Genomic DNA, 13,498 nt, shown 5'->3' on the forward strand with positions numbered 1-13,498 from the left:
AACTCCGTCAGTAATTAATGTAAAGTTTTGGGCGGCTGGTTCGCGGGCTGCTCTTTTCGGCCTAACTCGGTGTAGCACATCATGGCTGAAACACGCAGATACTCGACAATTTCGGTGTAGGCTCGTTCTTCTTCCTCATCACCATCGTCAGTAAATTCTATTTTTGCCAGCTCGACCATGTCTTCAATGGCTTCTTTTAAGTCACCACTTAAGTTGGTCATATTTTCCTGGTTCACACCGTAGCCCACTAAAAAGGCATTGACCCAACCAGCCAGTGCGCTTAATCGGTCAGATAACGGCGTTGTGTCTTCAGGTAATAGTAAGCGGTAGCCTAAGTCCTCGTCGCCCAGCGAGTGCTCAATTTCTTCGGCCTGTTGCTGCAGCAAATTCTCCAGCTCGACAGGCAAGCCCTGGCCGTCGTATGCCAGGTCTGACATTAATATCATTAATTCATTGCTTTTGGCGTCGCTACCGGTGGCTATTAGCCCGGTTAACATGCCCTGCACTTCCGACGCACTGGGCGTCATATCGTATTGTGCGTAAAGCTCAACTAAACGGTCATAATTAAAACGTGTCGACATTCACATTCTGCCTTTGGTTAATCTTGCCCTAATCCTAACACTGGCTTTACGTAATCGCTAGCTGACAAACACCGGTAGCTCATGCCATAATGCCCTTATCAACGCTGTTGAGTCAGTTGCAAGGAGTCTTTGAATGGCCGCAAAAACCATGGATATAAAATTACTGGAACGTAACTACAAAGTAGCCTGTCCGGTTGGTCAGGAAAGTGCGTTACAGCATGCGGCAGATGCGCTTAACGAAAGGCTTGAAAAAACCAAGGAGCGGACCCAACTGACTAACGTGGAACAGATAGCAGTAATGACAGCTCTGAACTTGTGTCATGAATGGATTCAGGATCAGAATGAACAATCTGCAAAAACTGCTAAACTGGAAGAGAAAATTCAGTTGCTTCAGGCAACCATTGAACAGGCTATGAGTGAGCAACGCTCACAACGTAACCGTTAACGGTCAACCTAAAGCAACATTGTAAACCTTTTGCGGTTTCCTGGGGTGTTTGCCAGCAGGCTTATGTCCCTGAGCCGATGCTTGTATTAAAAGGGGATCACTGGCCTGCCATGAGCAAGCCCGGCTTGAACCGGGAAGCCTACGGCAGATACCATTTGCTCCCCGCCTTGAACCAATGGGTTCAAGGGCTACAGCCAGCAGCGGCACCTTGGGAAGCCACCCTTATTTTTCGCGATCCGCCTTTTCCTCAGCAACAATGGCTTTAACGTCCTGCAACAGTTGCTGAGCATCGAAAATAATACCGTCCTTAATGGTGTACTGGATGCCTTCAGTGCGCATGGGCTGGTTATTGTCATTTAGTTTGAAATGTCCGGTGCCGTACAGCACTTTAAAGTTATCCATCGGGTTTTCATTCACAATGACCATATCGGCTTTTTTACCAATGGCCACTGAACCAATCTCGTCTTCCATGTTCAGTGCTTCGGCACCTGCCAGGCTGGCCGCATGAATAATCTCTAACGCGTTTAGACCCGCTTCGCGCAGTAACTCCAGCTCGCGAATGTAACCAAAACCGTAAATTTTGTAGATGTACCCGGCGTCAGAACCCACCGTAATGCGACCGCCGTTGGCGTGGTAGTCTTTTAAGAAGGCCATCCACTTCTGGTAATTCTTTTTCCAGGCAATTTCGTTGTCCGTGGTCCAGTCAAACCAGTACGAACCATGCGCATAGCGGCTGGGTTCAAAAAAGTCCCATAACCGTGGCAGAGTATATTCGTCGTGCCAAATGGCCTGACGCTCACGCATTAAGTCACGCGAGGCTTCGTAAATGGTTAAGGTGGGGTTAATGGTGAAATCCAGTTCAATGAGTTCGTCACGCACCGCGTTCCATTTTTCAGAGCCCGGCTCTGCCGCCTGCTTCCATAAACGCCCGGCTTCTTCAAAACGGTTTTGCTCGTTGTTGTAGTTATAATCTGCCGGGTAGTCCTGCACGCGCTGCTCTTCAAACAAAGCCTCCGGCAAACCATACCAGTGCTCCATTGAAGTTAGGCCGAGGCGCGCCGAATCCAGTGCGCTCATTGACATCACATTCAGTTGCGCGTGATGCATCATAGTGCCTAAGCCCTGCTCGTTGGCTTCGTCCAGCGCCGCTTCCATCACCTTACGCGAGGCACCGAAAAACTTAATGCCTTTTGCTCCCTCGTCTTTAATATAGCGAACCCACTCGCGTGCCTGTTCACCGTTGTAAATCGGTTTATCCCAACCCTGGCCAAAGCCCACGTAAGGAATAATTCGCGGCGACGTAATGCGGTTGTCCGCAGCGCGTTCTTCATGCCACTGAACCCAGTCCAGACCGTTAAAGCTGCCCGGCTCACGAATGGTGGTAATGCCGTGCGCCAACCACAATTTCAATACATATTCTGCAGGAATGCCTTTTGCCGAGCCGCCAATGTGCGCGTGCATATCGACAAAGCCCGGTAAAATATATTGTCCGCTCACATCCAGTTCTTTGTCGTTAGCGTCCGCTTCAGGCCGCCCTTCTGGCTTAATCGGTACGCCGGGGTTGCCCACACTGACAATATTCACAATAAGGTCATTCTCAATAACGATGTCTACCGGCCCGAAAGGCGGCGCACCTTCGCCGTTAACTAAGGTACCGCCACGTAAAATAAGGCGTTCGTAAGGGCCTTCGCCGCGGTCACGTTCCGGAGCTTTTGGTGGTGCTTGCACAGCATAGGCTGCAACCGTAAAGGCCATAGCAACCATGGCTAAAGCTATCGTTTTTATCATTTTCATCGGTTATCCTCAGGATATTCTTCAGCGTTTAACTCAAAGCAGACTCTAGCATGACCCGACAGAACCTTAGACGCAAGTTACAGCAGATTCGCCGCAATTTACCCGCCGAACAGCAACAGACGGCAGCGCACGATGTTGCCAACAGACTGCAGCAGTGTTTAAGCCATCTGCAACCAGAGCAAACCACAGTAGCCGTCTATAAAAGTTTTGACGGTGAACTGCCAACCGCTCCGGTTATTGAAAAGCTGTGGAAACTGGAGTTTCACACCGTTTTGCCGGTGCTTCACCCGTTTGCTAAAGGTCATTTGCTGTTTTTACGCTATACTCCTGATACCCCTATGACGCTGAACAAGTACGGTATTCAGGAGCCCGAATTAAACGTACAGAACGTGGTGCCACTATCGGATATTCAGATACTACTTATGCCTCTTGTCGGATTCGATCAAAACGGAAACCGGCTGGGTATGGGCGGCGGCTATTATGATCGTACTCTGGCTCAATGGCATAACGGTTATCAACCCAACTTATCACCTATAGGGTTAAGCTATAACGAACAACAGCTTGAAAGGATTCCTGCCGAAAGCTGGGACATTCCATTACCGGAAGTGATAACACCGGCAAAGCACTGGCGTTTCTGAAGGAAAGAAACGTCGATAAAAACCAACAAATTCCTTATACTGGCGCATAAAAAACAAACGGAGAAAAACGCTCATGTCAGGCAACGCTGATGCACTCAAAAAAGCGGCAGCAGAAGCTGCTATGCAATACATTGAAGACGGCACTGTGGTCGGAGTCGGCACCGGCTCAACGGTAAACTTTTTTATCGATGCACTGGCCGAACGAAAGCATGACATAGAAGGCGCGGTATCCAGTTCTGAAGCCTCAACGGAGCGCCTGAAGTCTCACGGCATTGAAGTGTTTGAGCTTAACTCAGTTGTGGAGGTGCCCGTTTACGTAGACGGAGCTGACGAAATTACTGAGCACGGCCAAATGATTAAAGGCGGCGGTGGTGCATTAACCCGCGAGAAAATTATTGCCGCCGTAGCCAGGAAGTTTGTTTGCGTTGCAGATGAAAGCAAAATGGTTGGCCGCCTGGGTCAATTCCCGGTACCGGTTGAAGTGATTCCTATGGCGCGCTCTTACGTTGCCCGTGAAATTGTGAAACTGGGCGGCGACCCGGTGTGGCGTCAGGGTTTTACCACCGACAACGGCAACTGGATCCTCGACGTGCATAACTTCGATATTATGGAGCCAATGAAACTTGAAGCTGAGCTGAATAATATTGTCGGCGTGGTCACTAACGGACTGTTTGCCCAGCGTGGCGCTGATATCGCTTTAATTGCTCGTGAAGACGGAGTACAAACCCTGAAGGTAAGTGGCTAATGCAGATATCACTGGCAAAAGACAAAATCAAAGTTTTGCTGCTGGAAGGCGTTCACGAAAGCGCCATTCAGCTGTTTCGGCATCATGGCTACCATAATCTGGAAATTCTGCAGACGTCGTTGAATGAAGACGAGCTGTGCGAAAAAATTAAAGACGCTCATATTCTTGGTATACGCTCACGCAGCCAGTTAAATGACCGAGTGTTTGCCGCTGCCGAAAAGCTCATTGCCGTGGGTTGCTTTTGCATTGGTACCAATCAGGTTGACTTAGGAGCGGCGAAAAAGCACGGTGTTATTGTTTTTAATGCGCCTTTTTCAAATACCCGCAGTGTTGCTGAGCTGGTTTTAGCCGAAGTTATTATGTTGTTACGCGGCATTCCGGAAAAAAATGCTGTAGCTCACGAAGGCGGCTGGCTGAAGTCAGCTAAGCAGTCTTATGAGGCACGCGGAAAGATACTGGGCATCGTCGGCTATGGTCATATCGGCAGCCAGCTCAGTGTTCTGGCCGAGCAACTCGGTATGCACATTCGTTACTTTGATATTGAAGACAAACTGCCCATGGGCAATGCTCAGTCCGTTCCCACTCTGGACGACTTGCTGGCACAGGCCGACATCATCACTTTGCACGTGCCGGAAAATGAGCAAACTCAGTGGATGATAGGCCGCCGCCAAATTGAGCGTATGAAGCCAGGCAGCCTGCTGATTAACGCGTCGCGCGGAACCGTTGTGGACATCGACGCTCTTGCCGAAGCCTTGTCGTCACGGCACCTTGCCGGCGCAGCTATTGATGTGTTCCCGGTTGAACCCAAAGGCAACAGCGATGAATTCCTGTCCCCTTTGCGCGGCCTGAAAAACTGTCTGTTAACCCCCCACATTGGCGGTTCAACCTTAGAAGCTCAGGAAAACATTGGCGTTGAAGTGGCCGGAAAGCTGGTGCGTTATTCCGATAACGGCTCTACTCTTTCTGCGGTGAACTTCCCTGAAGTTAGCCTGCCGACACACGCAACAGCGCAACGCCTACTGCATATTCATAAAAACCAGCCGGGTATGCTAAACGCCATTAACCGCATTATCAGTGACAACGAAATTAACGTGGTAGGTCAGTACTTACAAACGGATGAGGACGTTGGCTACGTGGTGATGGACATCGACAGCGATAACGGTGCCGATGTATTGCAGCAACTGAAAGACATTCCGGGCACGATTCGCGCCCGGCGCTTATTCTAGTCTTTTTTACCCATAACCGTGCGTTCCATGCTCTCTGGTGAGACATGGCGCACGTCTTTGCCTTTCACAAAGAAGATAATGTACTCGGCAATATTCTGACAACGGTCACCAATACGCTCTAAAGAACGTGCAGACCAAAGAACATTCATGATTTTTGGAATAGAGCGAGAGTCTTCCATCATGTACGTCATAAGCTGACGTGTCAGCGCTTCGTATTGACGGTCAGCCTGTTCATCCTGCTGATGCACGTCGTAAGCCGATTCAAGATCCATGCGCGCAAAAGCGTCCAGAACTTTATGCAACATGCTTAATACTTGCTGTCCAAGGTTCTCCAGACTCACCAACAGCTGCTGCTGATCGTTGTTGAAGCTTTCTTTTGCAACCTTAGCAATGCGTTCAGCTTCATCACCAATACGCTCTAAATCAGCAATGGTTTTGATAATAGCAATAACCAGACGCAGGTCACTGGCAGCCGGTTGACGCTTAGCAATAATATGCACGCACTCTTCGTCAATCTGCACTTCCAGCTTATTGACTTTATGGTCACTGCTCAGTACTTTTTCGGCCAGCTCGGCGTCGCCTTTCTGAATTGCAAGCAACGCATCCTGCAGCTGTTTTTCAACTAAGCCCCCCATGCTCAATACACGGTTACGCACAGCCTCAAGTTCCTCGTTGAACTTGCCGGAAATGTGCTTGTTCATATTCATCTTATCCATGACACTCTCCTTAACCGTAACGACCGGTAATATAATCTTCTGTTTGCTTCTCAGACGGGGTCGTAAACAGAGTATCAGTATCGGCGTACTCAATCAGTTTACCCATATACAAAAATGCGGTCTGGTCTGAGACACGAGCAGCCTGCTGCATGTTATGCGTGACAATAACCACGGTGTATTTTTCTTTCAGATCGCTAATCAGTTCTTCAATGGTCAAAGTAGAAATAGGATCCAAAGCAGACGTTGGTTCGTCCAGCAAAAGAATTTCCGGCTCAATGGCAATAGAACGCGCAATGACCAGACGCTGCTGCTGACCACCCGACAAACTGAACGCACTGGCGTTTAACCGGTCTTTTACTTCATCCCATAAGGCTGCGCCGCGCAATGAAGTTTCTACCGCTTCATCCAAAACTCGTTTGTCTTTTACACCCTGTAAGCGTAGACCATAAACCACGTTCTCATAAATAGACTTAGGAAACGGGTTCGGGCGCTGAAACACCATGCCGACACGACGACGCAGTGACGCGACGTCTACGTTCTTGCCGTAAATATTGTGGCCGTGCATATCAATCTGGCCTTCAATACGACAAATCTCTACCAAATCATTCATGCGGTTAATGCAGCGCAAAAGCGTTGACTTACCACAACCCGATGGCCCGATAAACGCCGTTACGCGGTTGTTCGGAATGCGCATAGAAATATCATACAGTGCCTGATCTTCACCGTAGTAAAGATCCAGGTTTTTAATATCTAAAGCAGTCTGTTCTGCTGGCAAGTTGTGTAAGTCCAGCTTTTCTAAGTTGCTTGTACTCGGATTTACCGAAATCATAAGTTCAGACCTTTTCGCTAATTCATCAAAACTTTCATGCTCAACTTTAGTGCTCAAGTGAGCGGTATTTTTCACGTAAGTGATTACGCACGCCAATGGCTGTTAAGTTCAAACCGACAATAATGGTGATCAGCAAGAATGACGTGGCGTAAACCAACGGCCTGGCCGCTTCAACGTTTGGACTCTGGAAACCAACATCGTAAATGTGGAAGCCCAGGTGCATGAATTTCCTATCCAGATGGAAGTAAGGGAAGTTTCCGTCCACCGGCAGCATAGGTGCAGACTTAACCACACCCACCAGCATCAATGGTGCAACTTCACCTGCAGCACGGGCAACTGCCAGGATCAAACCGGTCATAATAGCCGGTGACGCCATAGGCAGAACAATACGCCAAATAGTTTCCCACTTCGTTGCCCCCAAAGACAAACTACCTTCACGTAACGTCGGTGGGATGCGCGAAAGTCCCTCCTCGGTCGCAACAATCACCACAGGCAATGTCAATATCGCCAGAGTAACAGCAGACCATAAAACGCCCGGCGTACCAAAAGTCGGATTCGGTAAGGCTTCGGGGTAGAAAATTTGATCGAGACTACCACCCACCATATAAACAAAGAAGCCTAGACCAAATACGCCATAAACAATCGAAGGTACCCCGGCGAGGTTAATGACAGCAATACGAATTAATTTAGTGACGGCATTTTTGCCCGCGTATTCATGTAAGTAGACGGCCGCAATAACACCAAACGGAGCGACAATAACGGACATTAACAGCACCATAAATACGGTACCGAAAATCGCAGGGAACACCCCGCCTTCGGTATTCGCTTCGCGAGGTGGCTCTGACACAAATTTGCCAATTTGTTGGAAAAAGTGGCCCAGTTTGGCAAAAAAGCCCATGTCATTAGGAAAGTTAACGTCCAGCACCCGATACATAGGCACTTTGATTTCTTCACCACGCATATCGCGCATGATCAGCGAATCGCGTCCCGCTTTATCACGAAGTGCAAACAGCTCTTTCTCATACTCCAGATACTGACTCTGCAACTCTTCACGACGGCGTTCAATGTCGTTTATCGCTTCTTCAGTCAGAGTACCGCTAAGCTCAAGGCCACGGCGTTGCAGGTTCAATTGCGTTAACTCATAATTAATAGCGCCAATTTCACCTTCCTGCAGTGCCATTGCTTGTTCATTCAGCTCGACTGCTCGTTCCATACGTTGAAACAGCTCTTCTCGCAACTTGCCTTCTGTCGCAACTTGCTCCCCCTGCTGCTCAATCGCAACTGGATAGCCATAGAAGTTGCCATCTTTGGTGCGCTCAATAACCGCCAGTTCAGCCGGTGTTTCATCGCTGCGAATCGCCGGCCCTAACACCCAGGCAAAATCGAGAGGTACGTACTCACGGTTACCAATTTTCATCAGGTAACGAGTCACTTCCTCTTCTTCGTAACCATCCATGATGGTACCCGAGTTACTGACTCGTGATATCGGCACCGACTCGCTCTCATAAATTTCACCAATGAGCGTGCGGGTTGAACCGTCAGCCTGTTCGATCGACATTTCATGAATGGCGGCGGGCCAGAAAAACGACAATCCACGCCAGCCAATCATTATGACCAATCCGATAACCGCAATCAGGCTGATACTGACTGAACCGGCGGTTAACCAGATCCAGGGCTTTCCGGACTTAAACCATGTATTCATTGAATTAAACCTCTGTTCCGGAATTACATCGAGCTGTATTTGTCACGCAAGCGTTGGCGGACAAATTCAGCAATGGTGTTAAAGAAGAAGGTAAATATGAACAGCACAAACGCTGCCAGGAACAAGATTCGGTAGTGCGAGCTACCAACCTCAGATTCCGGCATCTCGACGGCGATATTGGCTGACAAGGTGCGCATACCTTCGAAGATATTCCAGTCCATGATGGGTGTGTTACCAGTAGCCATCAGAACAATCATGGTTTCACCCACAGCGCGTCCCAGACCCATCATAACCGCAGAAAATATCCCCGGGCTAGCTGTTAGCAGAACCACCTTAGTCAAGGTTTGCCATGGTGTAGCGCCCAGCGCCAACGAACCATTCGATAAATGTTTCGGTACACTGAATACGGCGTCTTCCGCAATTGAGAAAATGGTCGGAATAACCGCAAAGCCCATCGCTATACCAACAACCAGCGAGTTACGTTGGTCAAAGGTTATACCAAGCTCATTGGTTAAATAGCCACGCACATTGCCATCGAACAACACTTGCTCAACCCAGGGGCTAAGGCCAAACGATAACCACCCGACCAAAATAACGATAGGTATGAGCAGCAAAGCCGCACGTCCGTCGGTAACGGTGTTACGAATATGGGATGGTAACTTCGACCACAGGAATGCAGTCAATATAATTGCGGACGGCACCAGCAGAAAAACGGCTATCAGGCCCGGAAGATACCTCTCAATTATCGGCGCCAGCCAAAGACCCGCCAAAAAGCCGAGAATAACCGTCGGTAAGGCTTCCATGATTTCAACGGTCGGTTTGACGTATTTTCGTACCGACGGAGACATAAAGTACGCCGTATAAACCGCTGCGGCCAAACCAATAGGCACAGCAAACAGCATTGCATACGCTGCGGCTTTGATGGTACCAAAAGCAATGGGGACCAAGCTGTATTTAGCTTCGAAGTCATCGGAACCAGAGGTCGACTGCCAGGTGTAGTCAGGCTCAGGGTATCCTTCATACCAGACTTCCTGCCACATAGCGCTCCAGGTAACCTCGGGGTGTTCGTTCTTAATATCAAACACACTGAAGCGATCACCACTTTGCATAATCAGGTAGTTGGCACGTGGGTCGACCATGACATGCTCTAAACTCGCCTCGAGAGGATTCCCCCGGTACAAGTCCGCCTCTGATGTCGTATAGAATATACCCAGTTCCCCATTTTCTGAAACGGTATAAAAAGTACGCCGATAGTATTCAACTTCAATATCTTTAACCGGCGAGCCAGCATCAAATGAGCGAATGTATTGATATTGACGACCTTCATCTGTCGATACCTGGAACCACTGTGTTACCAGCCCGGTATCATGAGTCACCAATATAGAGCTTGCTCCGGCCATTAAATAGAGGCCCGTGGCATTACCCTGCTCACGCGCATTAACCAGCATTAATTCACGCTCACTTACCTGACCTGAAATTCCGACATCGAATACATGAATTCGGTTACCGCGACGCGCCATAACCTGACGTAAGTCCGGGGTGACAATTAAGTCATCGATAGTACCGTTTAGCGTCACTTTATGAAAAACCGGCTTTAATGTCGTTTCGCCAGTCATAAAGTTTTCTTCTGCTGCGTACTTAGTAATAAGCAGATTATTGCCGCCCTGCACAGCAGCAAACATCATGGTGTCACCGTCACTCTCGTAAGCCAGTTTTTCTAAAGCCTGACCACTTTCATCGACAACTAATGGTTCGCCATTATTCAATACCTCCACACGCGGCGTTATCGTACGCTCAAGTGCGCCTGTCTGAGGGTCTTCAGCAAAAGACACTTTAAACTTAGGCTGAACCACCATCGCCGTACCATCATTCAGGCCGTATGCGTACTGCTTGTTGACCGGCAGAGTGCTGGCAAAACTCGTTATTTTGTCATCAGGGACCACTTCTTTTGAGTCGATGATATCGCCGGCCTTACGCTTAACGATAGATTTATCGGCCAGCGCAAAGAACTCAAATTTCCCCGATTTCATTAGACGGTAACCAATTTCGGCCTGCTCCTCCATGCCAAGTGCTTCTACATCATCACTGTTTGGCAATGAAAAGCTCTGTTCCTCTTTTAAGGAAACCGACTCGAAAATAGGCTGAACAACATAAAGCAGATAGAAAAAGATAAGCAACAGCGCTACCAGCACCATAATGCCACCTAAAGTGACACCATAGCGAGCGGCACGATCTTTAAATAGTCGTCCCCGGTTAGCGGCTAATTGTTGAGCTGACAGTGATGCCATCAGAAACCTCAGGTTTGAATACGCGTTACTAAAATTCTGCAAACAGTTTAGTTGAAAAATATGACAGTATTGTTACACCACTGTCATATTTTCTTAATAATGCAGTAATAGTTATAAAAAAGCCGGTAGCAAGCTACCGGCCATTCAGTTTTTAGAGAAAATTATTCTAAGCCAAGCTTCTTCAGTTCAGCTTCTACCACCGCATTTGGCAATCCGATGTAACCGTCTTTATTGACGATATCCTGACCTGTTTTTGACAAAATCATGCGTAGGAATTCACCTTCTGCTTTGCCCAGAGGTTTCGTCGGGTGCTTATTCACGTAAATGTAAAGGAAGCGAGCTAATGGGTACTGACCTGCCAACGCATTCTCAGGTGTCGCGCCAATAAATTCCTGACCTTCAGCTTTCGCGATAGGTACCGCTTTAACGCCTGACGTCACATAACCAATACCGGAATAACCAATCGCATTAATTGAAGTTGAGACTGACTGCACAACAGACGCTGAGCCTGGTTGCTCGTTCACGCTCGAACGGAAGTCGCCGTCGCATAATGCTATTTCTTTAAAATAACCATAGGTGCCGGATACCGAGTTACGGCCATAAAGCTGTAAGTCGCGGTTGGTCCATTCCTCGCCCATATCCAGGTCACCCCAGCGGTTCACTTGCTCGTTCAGGCCACATTTGCGAGTTGATGAAAATATTGCATCAACTTCAGGAATTGTAAGACCTTCAATTGGGTTATCTTTGTGTACGAATACCGCCAGCGCATCAATGGCAACGCGGACCGGAGTCGGCTTGTAACCGTGGCGTTTTTCAAAAGATTCGATTTCTTTTGACTTCATTGCACGACTCATAGGACCGAAGTTTGACGTGCCTTCAGTTAAAGCCGGAGGCGCCGTTGAAGAACCTGCCGCCTGAACCTGAATGTTCACGCTTGGGTAGTTGCGCTTAAACTCTTCACTCCAGAAAGTCACCATATTAGCTAAGGTATCAGAACCCACTGAAGATAAATTGCCTGATAAACCGCTGACTTTTTCGTATTCTGGTAAATCGTCAGTTGCCGCAGCTAACGAGCTGAACGCCAGTGAACCTGCAACCACTAAACCGGTTAATGTTTTGTTCAAAGTTGATTGAAACATAGTGTATTCACCTCTAAAGGTTATTGAACTGTTTTCGAACTGTGGTCAGTTTAAGACGGTTATGTGACAGCTTTATGACAATATGAAAATTTTATGACTAACTGACTAATAGTCCACTCGGTATTCGAAATGAAAAACGACTGCCCTTTTCCAGCGAGCTATTAATGTCCAATTGCGAGTTGTGATGTTCTATTGCGTGCTTCACTATCGACAGCCCCAAACCAGTACCACCACTGGCACTGTTGCGATCATTCTCAACCCGGTAGAAACGTTCGGTAAGGCGCGGCAAGTGCTCTGCAGCAATGCCTTTACCATTATCTTTCACGCTAAACTCAACGCCGCCGGCTACGGTTTTCCAAGTGACTTTTATTTCACCGCCGTCGGGTGTGTAATTAATGGCGTTCGTTATTAAGTTCTGCATCGCACTGCGCAGCAAGTTTTCTTTGCCGTAAACCCGTACAGGTGCAACGTCAAACTCAATCTTATGTTGTTTCGTTTCATTTAAACGCTTCGCTTCAGACTCTAACTGCTCTAGCAAAGCTGGCGTATCAACTTCGTGGTCAAAGACATCGTTGCTTGGCGTTTCCATGCGCGACAACGTGAGCAGTTGATCGACCAGGTTGGCCATGCGGGTACTTTGGGCATTCATGTTTTCGACTGCTTTTTTCAGCATGGCTGGCGGCGTCTGTTGCGGCTCATCCATCATTTCCAGATAACCCTGCAATACTGTCAGCGGCGTTTTCAGTTCGTGAGACACGTTTGCCACAAACTCACGACGTAAGTTCTCCAGTCGCTTTACCTGAGTTACGTCACGGGCAACCAGAAGAAACTGGTCTTCGCTGTACGGCATAATGCGAATTTCAATGTCCAGACTTTCACGAATGGGCGAAGGGATCGTCAGTTCTTCTTCAAAATTACCGGCGTTCAGGAAGGCATAGAATTCAGGGTGTCGAATCAGGTTAGATAACCGCTGTCCGGCATCGTCTGGCCAACGCAAACCGAAATAAAACTGCGCCAGCTTATTACTCCACAGCAATGCACCGTCGGCACGGAACACAATAGCAGCGTCAGGCAAAGCTTCAGCCGCTTCACGAAAACGTCGTAATAAGCGAGCTAAAGATTTACGTCTTTTCTGACTGCGTCGCTGCGAGCGATAAATACCATCGTAAATATAAGACCAACTGCCCGGCGCAGACGGCGGCATTAAAGTGCGACTTTGCCACAACCATTTAATGAGCTTTTGCTGATAGTAATAATGCCAGCAAACCAGTCCTAATAACGCCAAAGCCATGACCGGCCAGAACAGGTCAAACAGCCAGCCAATAAATAAAAAAGGCAGCAGGAATAAGGCAAGATGAGTTAATGACTGCCAGTTAGAGTAGTTCCTGTCCATAT

Annotated in this window: 12 protein-coding genes and 1 other RNA gene; 5 read left to right on the forward strand and 8 right to left on the reverse strand. The window is 48.2% G+C overall.

Annotated features, from left to right (window positions below; genetic code table 11):
- Positions 1 to 14: 14 nt before the first annotated feature.
- Positions 15 to 581 (reverse strand): UPF0149 family protein, encoded by a 567-nt coding sequence (locus Q5L94_RS05115; protein ID WP_317497371.1) that lies wholly within the window; start codon positions 579 to 581, stop codon positions 15 to 17.
- Positions 582 to 714: 133 nt separating this feature from the next.
- Here Q5L94_RS05115 and zapA point away from each other — a divergent pair, with 133 nt between their 5' ends.
- Complete coding sequence (zapA, locus tag Q5L94_RS05120) at positions 715 to 1,026, forward strand: cell division protein ZapA (protein ID WP_317497372.1); 312 nt, start codon at positions 715 to 717, stop codon at positions 1,024 to 1,026.
- 34 nt (positions 1,027 to 1,060) lie between these two features.
- A non-coding RNA gene (gene ssrS / locus Q5L94_RS05125) (6S RNA) lies at positions 1,061 to 1,245 on the forward strand.
- Positions 1,246 to 1,248: 3 nt separating this feature from the next.
- On the opposite strand, the gene Q5L94_RS05130 is transcribed toward ssrS, so the two are convergent.
- Positions 1,249 to 2,820, reverse strand: a complete 1,572-nt coding sequence (locus Q5L94_RS05130; protein WP_317497373.1) for an amidohydrolase family protein — start codon at positions 2,818 to 2,820, stop codon at positions 1,249 to 1,251.
- Between the two features lie 50 nt (positions 2,821 to 2,870).
- Between Q5L94_RS05130 and Q5L94_RS05135 the strand changes: the two genes are divergently transcribed.
- The 3 genes from Q5L94_RS05135 (at position 2,871) to serA (ending at position 5,429) form a co-directional block, all read left to right on the forward strand.
- Positions 2,871 to 3,458 (forward strand): 5-formyltetrahydrofolate cyclo-ligase, encoded by a 588-nt coding sequence (locus Q5L94_RS05135; RefSeq protein WP_317497374.1) that lies wholly within the window; start codon positions 2,871 to 2,873, stop codon positions 3,456 to 3,458.
- 73 nt (positions 3,459 to 3,531) lie between these two features.
- Positions 3,532 to 4,203, forward strand: coding sequence for a ribose-5-phosphate isomerase RpiA (gene rpiA, locus Q5L94_RS05140; protein ID WP_317497375.1), 672 nt, complete (start codon positions 3,532 to 3,534; stop codon positions 4,201 to 4,203).
- On the forward strand, positions 4,203 to 5,429 hold the full coding sequence (gene serA / locus Q5L94_RS05145) for a phosphoglycerate dehydrogenase (RefSeq protein ID WP_317497376.1): 1,227 nt from the start codon (positions 4,203 to 4,205) through the stop codon (positions 5,427 to 5,429). Before rpiA ends, serA begins: the two co-directional genes overlap by 1 nt.
- Here the strand turns inward: serA and phoU are convergent.
- The 6 genes from phoU to phoR form a co-directional block, all read right to left on the reverse strand.
- Positions 5,426 to 6,145: a phosphate signaling complex protein PhoU gene (phoU, locus tag Q5L94_RS05150; protein ID WP_253618975.1), complete on the reverse strand. Its 720-nt coding sequence runs from the start codon at positions 6,143 to 6,145 to the stop codon at positions 5,426 to 5,428. The genes serA and phoU overlap by 4 nt on opposite strands.
- 10 nt (positions 6,146 to 6,155) lie before the next feature.
- On the reverse strand, positions 6,156 to 6,974 hold the full coding sequence (pstB, locus tag Q5L94_RS05155; RefSeq protein WP_317497377.1) for a phosphate ABC transporter ATP-binding protein PstB: 819 nt from the start codon (positions 6,972 to 6,974) through the stop codon (positions 6,156 to 6,158).
- 46 nt (positions 6,975 to 7,020) lie between these two features.
- Entirely contained in the window at positions 7,021 to 8,676 is a 1,656-nt protein-coding gene (gene pstA, locus Q5L94_RS05160) for a phosphate ABC transporter permease PstA (protein ID WP_317497378.1), read from the reverse strand.
- Between the two features lie 23 nt (positions 8,677 to 8,699).
- Entirely contained in the window at positions 8,700 to 10,964 is a 2,265-nt protein-coding gene (locus Q5L94_RS05165) for an ABC transporter permease subunit (protein WP_317497379.1), read from the reverse strand.
- A gap of 161 nt (positions 10,965 to 11,125) precedes the next feature.
- Positions 11,126 to 12,103: a phosphate ABC transporter substrate-binding protein gene (locus tag Q5L94_RS05170; RefSeq protein WP_317497380.1), complete on the reverse strand. Its 978-nt coding sequence runs from the start codon at positions 12,101 to 12,103 to the stop codon at positions 11,126 to 11,128.
- A gap of 97 nt (positions 12,104 to 12,200) precedes the next feature.
- Positions 12,201 to 13,496, reverse strand: a complete 1,296-nt coding sequence (gene phoR, locus Q5L94_RS05175; protein WP_317497381.1) for a phosphate regulon sensor histidine kinase PhoR — start codon at positions 13,494 to 13,496, stop codon at positions 12,201 to 12,203.
- Positions 13,497 to 13,498 lie beyond the last annotated feature (2 nt).

It is taken from the genome of Idiomarina sp. Sol25 (assembly GCF_033052775.1).
In the GTDB taxonomy this organism is placed as follows: Bacteria; Pseudomonadota; Gammaproteobacteria; order Enterobacterales; family Alteromonadaceae; genus Idiomarina.